This is a genomic window from Acidovorax sp. Root219, from assembly GCF_001428665.1.
Classification (GTDB): Bacteria; Pseudomonadota; Gammaproteobacteria; order Burkholderiales; family Burkholderiaceae_C; genus Acidovorax.
The window spans coordinates 58,786-70,100 of sequence record NZ_LMIJ01000023.1 but is presented as its reverse complement, the minus strand read 5'-3'; the positions used below and the strand labels follow the sequence as shown (position 1 = coordinate 70,100).

Sequence of the window (11,315 nt, the reverse complement as noted above, 5' to 3'; positions counted from 1 at the left end):
CGCAGCGAGGCCGATCAGGCCGTGGCTTCGGCTTCCAGGTGCACCTGGTCGGCCAGGGCATCGCCTTCCCCGGCCAGCAGGCCGATGCAGTCGAGCGCCGTGGGCGGATCGCAAGGCTCAGCGTACACGCGCAAGGCAATGTCCTGCGCGGCGGGCGAGAAGAACAGCCACAGCTTGTCGGCCTGCTTGTCGTAGCACGAGAACAGCGCCCGCCTGGAGCCTGCCGGCGAAATCAGGAACTGCGACATGAACATCTGCTGGATGCGCTGAGTGGGCTCGAAGGCCTGGGCATCGTTGCCCAGCGACAATTTGTACCAACTTTTCATAGGAGCCTTTCGACCACAAGGTCTGTGTGTGTGTGCTGGCTCCATCGTATTTTCGACTGCGGGTTTTCCCACCTCTTCGAAGGCGCATAGGCCTGTAGGACTGCGACCACCGGGCGCGAAGGAGCGCGATCAGTGCTTGCCCAGATAGGCCTCGCGCACGGCAGGATCCGCCAGCAAGGCCTGCGCCGGTCCCGAAGACGCGATCTCCCCGGTCTTGAGCACGTAGGCGCGGTCCGCCACCTTGAGCGCCTGGTTGGCCATCTGCTCCACCAGCAGGATGGTCATGCCGCGCTGCTTGAGCGCGCGGATCACACCGAAGATCTCCTTGACGATCAGCGGCGCCAGGCCCAGCGAGGGCTCGTCGAGCAGCAGCAGGCGCGGGCGCGCCATCAGCGCGCGGCTGATGGCCAGCATCTGCTGCTCGCCGCCGCTCAGGGTGCCTGCCATCTGGTGCTGGCGCTCGCGCAGGCGCGGGAAGGTGGTGAACTGCTCCTCGATGTCCGATTCGATCGCGGAATCGGCCGCGGGCCGCAGGTAGGCGCCCAGCAGCAGGTTGTCGCGCACGCTCTGGTCCGGGAACACCTGGCGCCCCTCGGGCGACTGGGCAATGCCCAGGGCCACGCGCCGGTGCGCCGATACGCGCGCCAGGTCCTGGCCCTCGAAAACGATGCGCCCGCCGGCACAGGGCTCCAGGCCCGAGATGGCTTTCATCAGCGTGCTCTTGCCCGCGCCGTTGCCGCCGATCAGGGTGACCACCTCCCCGGCGGCCACCTCCAGGCTCACGCCCTTCAAGGCATGGATGGCGCCGTAGTTCACTGCGAGTTGTTCGATTTGGAGCATTGGTCGCCTCAGGCTAGGGCATGGGCTGGTGTGGCGGGGCTCTCGTCCTCGTCATCCACACCCAGGTAGGCGGCAATCACGCGGGGGTCCACCTGCATGGCGGCGGGCGCACCCTCCGCGATCTTGGCGCCGTAGTCGAGCACCACCACATGGTCGGACACGGCCATCACCAGGTCCATGTGGTGCTCGATCAGCAGCACGGTGATGCCCTGGGCACCGATGCGCCGGATGAGTCTCGTCAGCTCCTGCGTTTCCTGCGGGTTCAGGCCCGCGGCCGGCTCATCGAGCAGCAGCAGGCGCGGCTGCGTGGCCAGCGCACGGGCCAGCTCCAGCCGGCGCTGCAGGCCATAGGGCAGGCTGCCGGCCTCGTCGTGGGCACGGTCCAGCATGCCCACGAACTGCAAGAGGCGCACGGCCTCCTCGCGCGCCTGGCGCTCTTCGCGCCTTGCCGCGGGCAGACCGAACAGGCTGGCCGCAAAACCCACGCGCAGGTGCGGGTGCAGGCCGACCAGCACGTTGTCGAGCACGCTCATGTGCGTGAACAGCTTGAGGTTCTGGAAGGTGCGCCCTATACCCAGCCGGCAGATCTGGCTGGCGCGCACGCGGGCGATGCCCTGGCCCGCAAATTCGATGCTGCCCCGGTCTGGCGCCACGATGCCCGACAGGATGTTGAGCAGCGTGGTCTTGCCCGCGCCGTTGGGGCCGATCAACGCATGCACATGCCCCGAGCGCAGCGACAGGCTGACACCGTTGGTCGGCACCACGCCGCCATAGGCCTTGTAGAGCCCACTGGCGCTCAGCACCACGCCCTCGGCAGGGGCACCCGCCGCCTGGCGCGGCAACCACTCGCCCTGCACCACCGGCAATGGCGGCGCTTGGTGCAGCCGAGGCCACAGGCGCCGCCCCAGCCGCTGCAGCGCACCGGCCAGGCCCTGCGGCATGGCATAGAGCGCAAACAGCAGCAGCGCCCCGTAGGTGAAGTGCTGCAGCCCCGGCCAGCGCGCCAGAAAGGCATCAAGCAGCGTGAGCGCCACTGCGCCCACCGCCGGCCCCATGATGGAGGGCCCGCCGAACAGCACGATCAGCAGCAGGAAGATCGACAGGTTGAAGCTGATGAAGTCGGAGTTGATGTACTGGTTCTGCTGCGCCACCAGCGCGCCGGCCACACCGCAGGTGACGGCGCTGATGACGAAGGCCAGCACCTTCATGCGGTAGACGTGGATGCCCACGCTCTCGGCCGCCACCTCGGCGGCCTGCACGGCCTGGAAGGCCCGGCCGTACTTGCCGCCCAGCAACGTGCGCAGCATGAGGTGCGTGGCCAGGGCGAAGGCCAGCACCAGCCAGGCCCAGCCGCGCATGTCCAGCATGCGCCCGCCGGTGGAGGGCGGCACGATGCCGTAGATGCCCTGCTGCCCGCCGAAGGGCACCTGCCATTCGGTCACGATCTTCTCGACCACGATGCCGAAGCCGATGGTCACCATGGCCAGCGAGGGCCCCTTGACGCGCAGCGAGGGCAGCGCGATCAGCACACCGAAGAGCCCCGCCACCACGGCTGCGGCCACCAGCGCCAGCCAGGGGTTCCAACCCGCCTGCGTCGTGAGCAAGGCGGCGGTGTAGGCCCCGGCAGCGAACAGGCCGGCGTGGCCCAGCGACTTCTGCCCGCTCCAGCCCACCAGCACGTTCAGGCCGGCAGCGGCCAGGTAGTACATGCCCGCCGTGAAAATGATCTTGAGATAGAAGTCGTTGCTGATCGCCAGCGGCGCCAGCACGGCAACGGCGGCGACGGCGATGAACGCCATGGTATGGGTAGAAATGCGCATGGCGGCGTCACACCTTCTCGAACGGCTTCTGGCCGAACAGCCCTTCGGGCTTGACCACCAGCACCAGGATGATGAGCGCAAAGACCGTGATCTCGCGCATCTCCGCGCGCCACAGGCCCACCAGCGCCTCGATGCAGCCGAGCATGAAGCCCCCCGCAATGCAGCCGCGCGGGTTGGTCAGGCCACCTACGATGGCCGATGAGAAGGCCTTGAGCGCGATCGCCAGGCCCATGAAGACCGAGGCCGTGGTGATGGGCGCAATCAGCAGGCCGGCCAGCCCCGCCAGGCTTGACGAGATCACGAAGGCCAGCACCACGATGGCGCCCACGTTGATGCCCATGAGGGCCGCAGCCTGCTTGTTCACCGCCACTGCGCGCACGGCCTTGCCGACCTTGGTGCGCCGCAGCACGTAGTCCAGCACCAGCATGACCACCGCCGTGACGCCCAGCACCAGGATCTCCTGCGCGCGGATACCAGCTCCGGCGATGCGGATGACCTCGTCGCCCAGCGGCGAGGGCATGGCCATGGAGCCGGGTCCCCAGATGGCCAGCGCCGTGTTCTGCACAATGATGCCGAAGCCGATGGTGCTCATGACCCAGGCCATGCCGGTGGCGCCCACGAAGGGCCGCACCGCCGTGAAGTACAGCACCACGCCGAGCAGGCCCAGCACCGCGAGCGAGACCAGCAACGCCAGTCCGTAGCGGGCGAAGGTCACATCCGCTGCAGCCAGCACCCCGGTGTGGCCCTTGCCCGAGAGCAGCAGCAAGGCGGCCACCGCGATGAAGGAGCCCGCGACCAGGAACTCGCCCTGGCCGAAGTTCAGCGTCTTGGTCGTCGTGTGGGTGATGCTGAAACCCAAGGCGACGAGCGCATAGATTCCGCCGAGGGCCAGGCCGCTCAGCAAGGCTTGCAGTACGTTGGTCATGGTGATGGTGCTGTCTCCGGGGCCCGCGATGCTGGGGCAGATTTACTTCTTGTAGTCTGCCGGCGTCAGCGCCTTGGTGATGGCGTCTTCATAGGCCGACACCTTGCCATCGCGCCACCGGGCCAGGTGGAAGTCGGCCACCGAGAGCGCCTCGTGGTCGCCCTTGGCAAAGGGCTTCTGGTAGAGCTTCACGACGCCCTGGGTGTCGGGCACTCCGTTCTCCAGCGTGGCGGCGAGCTTCTCGCCATCGGTGCTGCCGGACTTCTTCACAGCAGCGGCCAGCAGCATCACGGAATCGTAGGACTGCGCGGCGGCCACGAAGGTGGGCAGTTGCGGGTAGCGCTCGCGCACGCGGGCGGCCAGGGCCACGGCGCGCGGGTTGCTGTCTTCGGCCGTGGAGGTGGCGAAGATGATGTGCTCGGCCAGCTTCTTGCCCGCCGTGTTGAGCAGCGGCGTGCTCATGTTGCCCCAGGTGCCGAGCGTGGTGGGCATGTAGTTGATCTTCTCCATGCTGCGCAGCAGCTGGGCATTGGCGTCGGCCAGGCCGTAGACGATGAGCGTGTCGGCCCCGGCGTCGCGGATCTTGGCCAGCTGCGAGGTCATGTCGGTGTCCTTGGGGCCGAACTTCTCCACCGCCACGGCCTTGTTGCCATGCAGGGCCAACACCTCGGTCAGGTCCTTCACGCCCTGCTGGCCAAAGCCCGTGGAATCGGCGATGAAGGCGATCTTCTGGTTCTTCGTGGCCTTGACGGCGTAGGCGATCAGGAGCGCGACCTGCTCGCGGTCCACCATGGAGACGCGGTAGATGTAGTTCTGCGCTTCATTGGCGTAGCGCCGGGTGATGTCGGTGGCCGTGGCCACGGGCACGATCACGGGCACCTTCTTCTGCTGCGGTATGTGCAGCCAGGCCAGCGCATTGCCCGAGTTGGTGGGCCCGACCACGGCGGCCACCTTCTCGCTGTCGATCAGCTCGGTCATGTTCTGGATGGACTTGGGCGGCTGGCCCGTGTCGTCGCGCACGATGCCCACGACCTTGCGGCCCAACAGGCCGCCAGCCTTGTTGATGTCCTCGATGGCCAGATCGAACCCGTGGCGCGCGGCCACGCCCAGCTCGGCCGCGCCGGTGCCCGACTGGTCGGCATTGAAGCCGAAGCGGATGTCCTGCGCCTGGGCCGCAGACAGGCCGAGGGCCAGCGCAGCAGCCGCGATCAGCGGCCGCACAAGGGAAGGGATGCGGGGGTTCAGCTTCATGTCATGTCTCCTGTCGTTATCCTAAAAATGGCGGCCCTTTGCGGGCCTGCCCGGCCGGGCCAGAACGTGTTGACGCCCTAGCCCCGGATCTCTGCCAGCAACGCCAGCGCGCGGTCCACGCGCACGTCGTGCTCCTGCGCCATCTGCCTGGCGATGCGGTCGATCTCCTCGCCCGTGGCCCCTGCCACCAGCGCGATGTTGCGGGCATGCAGCGCCATGTGGCCGCGCTGGATGCCTTCTGTGGAGAGCGCGCGCAGGGCGCCCAGGTTCTGCGCCAGGCCCACGGCCACGGCCACCTCGCCCAGTTCCTGCGCCGACTGCACGCCGAGGATGCGCAGCGCCAGGCGCGCCAGCGGATGGGTCCTGGTGGCACCACCCACCAGGCCCACGGGCATGGGCATCTCGATGGTGCCGACCAGGGCGCCGCTGGCGTCCTTCTCCCAGCGCGTGAGCGAGGTGTAGCGCCCGCTGCGGCAGGCATAGGCATGGGCGCCGGCCTCCACCGCGCGCCAGTCGTTGCCGGTGGCAACGATGACGGGGTCGATGCCGTTCATGATGCCCTTGTTGTGCGTGGCCGCACGGTAGGGGTCGATCACGGCGAAGGTGCAGGCGTCGACGATGCCTTCGATGATGCGCTCGCCGCTGTGCTCCGCCGTGGCCATCACCTCGGGCGTGAGGCGAACCCGCGCCCGCGCCAGGCGCAGGTCGGCCAGGTTCGAGAGGATGCGCAGGCGCACCGTGCCGCCGGTGATCTTCTCGACCAGCGGCGAGACGGCCTCGGCCATGGTGTTGACGGTGTTGGCGCCCATGGCGTCGCGCACGTCCACGATGAGGTGCATGACCACCATGGCGCCGCGCGGCGCATCGTCGAACACATGCACCTCGATGTCGCGGCAGCCGCCACCCAGGCCGATCAGCACCTTGTCGCGGCTGTTGGCCACGGCCAGGATTGCCTCGCGCTGCAGCAACAGGGCCTGGCGCGCGCCGTGCGGGTCTGCCAGCCCGAGGATCTGTACCTGGGCACGCATCAACGGCCCGGTGCTCGATGCCTGGAAGCCCCCGCACTCGCGTGCCAGCTTGGCCATGTAGGAGGCGGCGGCCACCACTGAAGGCTCCTCCACCACCATGGGCACCAGCACATCGCGGCCATTGACCTGGAAGTTGCCAGCCACCGCCAACGGCAGCTCGAAGGTGCCGATCACGTTTTCGATCATGCCGTTGGCCCGCTCCACGCCCAGGGCGCCCGGCTGGCCAAGCAGCGCGGCCTCGTCGGCCGTGAGCCCGGCGGCCCGCACCACGTGGTCGAAACGCTGTGCAGGGCTCAGTGCGCGGAAGTTGGGGAGGCGGGAGTCGGCGACCATGGTGGGATGTCCTCGGGATGTGATGGAGCGGACTCTAGGCCATCTGTACCAGTCGCAATGGGTACAGTTTGCAGGGACACTTCGTGCAACTGTCCAGGTACAGGCGGGCCGTGTCATAGTCCAGCGAACCGCCCCAGACCACTGCACCGCCCGCGCATGAAAGCCTCCAAGCCCGCCTCCGTCACCCAGGCCCTGGCCGATTCCATTGACCGGCAGATACGGGATGGCGCCTACCGGGCCGGCGACAAGCTGCCCTCGCTGCGCGAGCTGGCGCAACTGCACGGCTATGCCAAGAACACCATCGTCGCGGCCTTCGAGATGCTGGTGGCGCGCGGCCTGATCGAGCCGCGCCGGGGTTCGGGCTACTTCGTGCGCGAGCAGCCCAGGGCCCAGGCCAAGGAGGAAGAGGCCGGCTCGCTCGGCCGCGCCATGGACATCGTCTGGCTGATGCGCGAGCAGCTCAAGTCCGAGCCGGGGGCGCTGGCCGTGGGCGATGGCTTCCCGCCCGTGGAATGGCTGGCCGACGTGCGCCTGGACAAGTTCCACCACAAGGTGGTGCGCACCGGCCTCGGGGCCCTCTTTCGCTATGGCAACCGGTTCGGCTACGAGCCCCTGCGCCAGCACCTGGTGCGCAAGCTGGCGGACCTGGGCATAGGCACCGAGCCGCGGCAGATCGTGCTGACCCACGGGGCCAACGAGGCCATGGACATCGTCATCCGCTACTTCGTTCCGCCCGGGGCGCCGGTACTGGTGGACGACCCGGGCTACTACCCGCTGTTCGGCAAGCTCAAGCTGGCCGGCGCGCACATCGTCGGCGTGCCACGCCTGGCCGACGGACCGGACCTGGAGGCGCTGGAGCACTTGCTCATCGTGCACAAGCCCCGGCTCTTCTTCACCCAGTCGGTGGCGCACAACCCCACGGGGTCTGATCTGACCGCAGCCAAGGCCTTCCGGGTGCTGCAGCTGGCGCAGAAGTACGACCTGATGATCGTGGAGAACGACCCGCTGGCCGACTTCAAGCCCACCAGCGCGCCACGCCTGTCCTCGCTGGACCAGCTCGAACGCACGATCTACATCGGCAGCTTCTCCAAGTCATTTTCCGCGGCGCTGCGCGTGGGGTACATCGCCTGCGGGGCCGACCTGGCCAGCGACATTGCCGACCTCAAGGCGCTGATCCACGTGAGCAGCTCGGAGTACAGCGAGCGCACGGTGGACGTGATCCTGAGCGAGGGCCACTACCAGCGCCACATCCAGCGCCTGCGCGAGCGTCTGGCCGCAGCCACCCAGAGCGCGCTGCAGATCTTCGACGCCGTGGGCGCCGAGGTGTTCACGCGCAACCCGCAGTCGCTGTACCAATGGGTGGCCCTGCCGGGCGTGCAGGACTCGCTGGCCTTTGCGCAGCAGATGCTGCCGCGCAAGATCGTCATGGCGCCGGGGTGCATCTTCTCGGTGGACTTCGCGGCGACTTCGCGCTGGTCGCGCTTCAACGTGGGCGCGGTAACCGACCCGCGCTTTGCCAAGGCCTTGCACAAGGCGCTGGTGCAGGCGGCGGAAGTGGCTGAACGGGGCCCGTAACCGGGCAGGTGGCCCTGCCCCGCAATGGCCCACGCCTCGGTGATGCGCCGGCCGATCAGCGGTAGGTGAAGTTCGCGACGATGGGGATGGCGGCCGCCACGGGGGTGGTGATGGTCAGCGTGCCGGTCATGCTGCCCGAGTTGCCGTTGAAGGTGCAGCCCGACATGGTCCAGGTGGCCTGCGCCGCGCCTGCGTTCTGCAGCACCGTCTGCTGCAGCGCCGGGTCGTTGCAGAACGCGGTCTGGTTCGCGGGCTTGGGCACGTTGTTGATCGTGATCAGGGGCACGGGCGTACCCTGGGCCGTCACCCGGACATCCAGCGTGTAGTTGCTGGGCGAACCTGCATCGATCACCACATCACCGAAGCTCACCAGCGAGAAGGCAGGGCTGGTGAGGCTGACGGCGGGGTAGACCACGCCACCGAAGCTCAGCTGCGGAATGCGCAGCACATTGCCCGCCGAGGTGAAGCTGATGTCCGCCCCCACGCTGGCATCGTTGAGGCGCAGCTGGCCGGGCGAGACCAGCTGGATCACCACGTCGCGGAACTTCAGGTTGCCGTCGATCTGCAGGATGGGAAAGCGCAGGCGGCCCGTAGCCGCGTCGAACACGGCAGGGTCGGCCGCATGCGCGGGTGCTGCAGCCAGGCCAGCCATGGCGACGGCCAGTGCGAGAGCGGAATTCCGGAGGGAGATCATGAAGCACATCCTTTGCGGGGAAAGAAACGGTGAAGTGAAACGTATCGGCAACTACAAATTCTTGCACAAGCCAGCATGCAGGCGGGCGGCCCGAACCCAACCAGCGCAGAACCGCCCGTACATGCGTCACGCACAGGAACCCAAGGATGCATCTTTTCACCCAACCCCGCCATCCGACAAAAGGGCGATGCATCCTATCCAACCTGAGCTTCAACACGTATGGCGACCGACTTGGGCCATGAGAAGCCACGCATCACCTACGGACCGTACTCCGGGGGACACTCGCTGGCTCCCATGAAGGAAGCCATCAAGGAGATTCGGTTTCCTGGGATCAATCAGGAAGCCTGACCTGGATCACCCCATGGGGGACGGAGACGTAGAGCCTGGAATCACGGATTGCAATACCGGCGGGGCGGCCGATGCTGCCTGGCAGATCCACCGCTGCAAATCCCCGGCGTCCCACCTGTCCCACGGGGGTGCTGACCTGGCCGTCAGGAGTGATCTTGCGGATCACACTGTTGGCAGGATCGGAGACATACACGTTGCCTTTGTTGTCCACCGCGAGGCTGGCGGTCTTTGGCTCCTCTTGCCAATCAACCGAGAACAGTGCCGCTGAACCAAGGCCATCGGCATGGCCGGGGGGGGCATCAGGGTTACCTGCCAAAGTGCTGACGAGCCCAGACGGAGTGATCTTGCGGATGGTTGGACCCAAGCTCTTGAAGTTATTCAGGCTATCGACCACATAGAGGTTACCGGCTGCATCGGTGGTCATGTTGCCCAGCCACGAAAATCTTGCGGCTTGGCCTTGGCCATCCCTGTGCCCCCACTGCGCTTCGCTGCCTGCGAACAATGTGGCTGTCCCTTTGGTATCTATTTTGAAAATGACTCCTTGGTAGGAGGACGCATAGACGTTGCCTGTGCTGTCCGCAGCAATGCCGGTGATGGGGTTGACGGCGGGTCTGCCCGTGCCCGTCGATGGATCCACAATCAGCAATGGATTCACATCCGCCAGAAGCACGGCCTCGCAATTGCGCAACTTCAGAATGCGGGAATCAATATAGGTGTAAAGGTTGCCTGCTCCGTCAGCGGCCAAGGCCGATCCGGGGACTGTGGCTATTCCACTTGGAAGAAATTCCTTGCCCAGGCCTGTGATCGAAGTGCACCGCCCTCCGGGCCGGCCCAGGGTGCCTACCAGACCGTCTGCTTGCACAGTGCGGATGGTGTCGTTGCCCTTGTCGCGCACATACAGCATCCCCGATGGATCGAAGGCCAGCGCCGAAGGCTGGTCAAAGCGCGCGGCATCGCCTGGCCCATCTTTGGCACCTGTGGGAGAAACCGGGCCTGCGACCACCGTGTACGTGCCCCGCTGTGTGTAGTTGCGCAACTGCACGTATTTATAGGAGGTACTGCTGCCGCCGATGCCTTCGGCCACCAGGAATTGGCCATCGGCTTTGGCCACCATGGTAATGGCCTGACACAGGTCATCGTTGCTGCGTCCGCTGTAATTGTGGCAGTCGGATGGGGCGCTGACCAGGGTCGTGACACGTCCATCGCTGCCGACATGGCGAATGCCAAGCCGTACATACCGTATGGACGGGGGGCCGAGCATAAGTTGGGTGGTCACCTCCTTGTCCAGCACGATCAGGCGATCAGCTGGGTCGAATGTGATGGCCACGATGGTGTTGCCGAGCTGCCCTTCGGTGCCCGACACCGCAGTGGCCAGGCCGTTTGCCGAGTACTTGAGGATCAGTCCGGCGTCTGCTGCGTAGAGAGTCCCCGCAGAATCAGTGGCGAGGAGTGGGTTGCGTCCTCTGGTTTGGCTGGCGATTGTGCTCACTGCACCATCCGCAGTGATCTTGCGGATTCGCCCTGTTTGAGTTTGACCAGGGAGATAAGCTTCTGACACATAGACTGTACCTGTCTTGTCTACGGCGATGCTGCTGGGGTTGCACAGGGCGGCGCCGTTGCCCACACCATCCTGATTGCCACATACCCCTGCCCGGCCAGCCAGGGTGGTCACGAGTCCTGCTGCACTGATCTTGCGCACCAGGTGATTCGCGGTATCGGCCACATAGGTGTTTCCTGCTGCGTCCACGGCAACCGCAGCGGGGCGGTAGAGCCGCGCGTTCTGGCCATTGCCGTCCGAATAACTGGATGGGGTGCCGGGAGTGGCGCCCGAAGGCACCCAGCCTCCGGCCAAGGTAGTGACTTGCTCGCCATTGGCGCTGAGCTTACGTACCAGGTTATTGTTGGTATCTGCGATGACCACCTCCCCCGAACTGGTCAAGGCCATTCCCCCCACGTTCGTGCTGAAGCTCGCGGTCGTGCTTGTGGGGCCGTCCTGATTGCCTTCACTGAGCGTATAACCAGCAAGAAGGGACAAGGTGGCCGAAGAAGCGGGTGGTGGGGCAGGCGATTCGACCGAACTGTCGGAACCGCCTCCGCATGCGGAGAGCATGGGAATCAATACGGCTAAAAGGCCGATGCGTTGCAGTCGCTTTTTGGGTGCTTGTTGTGTCATGA

Annotated in this window: 9 protein-coding genes; 1 reads left to right on the top strand and 8 read right to left on the bottom strand. The window is 66.3% G+C overall.

The features are described from left to right. Window positions 1–14 precede the first annotated feature (14 nt). The 6 genes from ASE28_RS20810 to ASE28_RS20785 all read right to left on the bottom strand — a co-directional run bounded on the left by ASE28_RS20810 (window position 15) and on the right by ASE28_RS20785 (window position 6,523). A complete protein-coding gene (locus ASE28_RS20810) occupies window positions 15–326 on the bottom strand; it encodes a hypothetical protein (protein WP_057201932.1) in 312 nt (103 codons plus the stop codon). Between the two features lie 129 nt (window positions 327–455). Then, window positions 456–1,166, bottom strand: a complete 711-nt coding sequence (locus ASE28_RS20805) for an ABC transporter ATP-binding protein (RefSeq protein ID WP_057268328.1) — start codon at window positions 1,164–1,166, stop codon at window positions 456–458. An 8-nt stretch (window positions 1,167–1,174) separates the two neighbouring features. Beyond that, window positions 1,175–2,986 carry an ATP-binding cassette domain-containing protein gene (locus tag ASE28_RS20800; RefSeq protein WP_057268327.1) on the bottom strand — a complete coding sequence of 604 codons (1,812 nt, stop codon included), beginning with the start codon at window positions 2,984–2,986 and terminating at the stop codon, window positions 1,175–1,177. Between the two features lie 7 nt (window positions 2,987–2,993). After that, window positions 2,994–3,911 carry a branched-chain amino acid ABC transporter permease gene (locus ASE28_RS20795; RefSeq protein ID WP_057268326.1) on the bottom strand — a complete coding sequence of 306 codons (918 nt, stop codon included), beginning with the start codon at window positions 3,909–3,911 and terminating at the stop codon, window positions 2,994–2,996. 42 nt (window positions 3,912–3,953) lie between these two features. Continuing rightward, the gene (locus ASE28_RS20790) at window positions 3,954–5,162 is read right to left on the bottom strand and encodes an ABC transporter substrate-binding protein (protein WP_057268325.1); all 1,209 of its coding nucleotides are present in this window, start codon (window positions 5,160–5,162) and stop codon (window positions 3,954–3,956) included. 77 nt (window positions 5,163–5,239) lie between these two features. Further along, entirely contained in the window at window positions 5,240–6,523 is a 1,284-nt protein-coding gene (locus ASE28_RS20785) for a hydroxymethylglutaryl-CoA reductase, degradative (protein WP_057268324.1), read from the bottom strand. Between the two features lie 156 nt (window positions 6,524–6,679). On the opposite strand from ASE28_RS20785, the gene ASE28_RS20780 reads away from it, so the two are divergent. Continuing rightward, window positions 6,680–8,098 carry a PLP-dependent aminotransferase family protein gene (locus ASE28_RS20780; RefSeq protein WP_057268323.1) on the top strand — a complete coding sequence of 473 codons (1,419 nt, stop codon included), beginning with the start codon at window positions 6,680–6,682 and terminating at the stop codon, window positions 8,096–8,098. Between the two features lie 55 nt (window positions 8,099–8,153). On the opposite strand, the gene ASE28_RS20775 is transcribed toward ASE28_RS20780, so the two are convergent. Further along, window positions 8,154–8,792: a hypothetical protein gene (locus ASE28_RS20775; protein ID WP_157422079.1), complete on the bottom strand. Its 639-nt coding sequence runs from the start codon at window positions 8,790–8,792 to the stop codon at window positions 8,154–8,156. 331 nt (window positions 8,793–9,123) lie between these two features. Continuing rightward, window positions 9,124–11,313 (bottom strand): hypothetical protein, encoded by a 2,190-nt coding sequence (locus tag ASE28_RS32265; protein ID WP_157422078.1) that lies wholly within the window; start codon window positions 11,311–11,313, stop codon window positions 9,124–9,126. Window positions 11,314–11,315 lie beyond the last annotated feature (2 nt).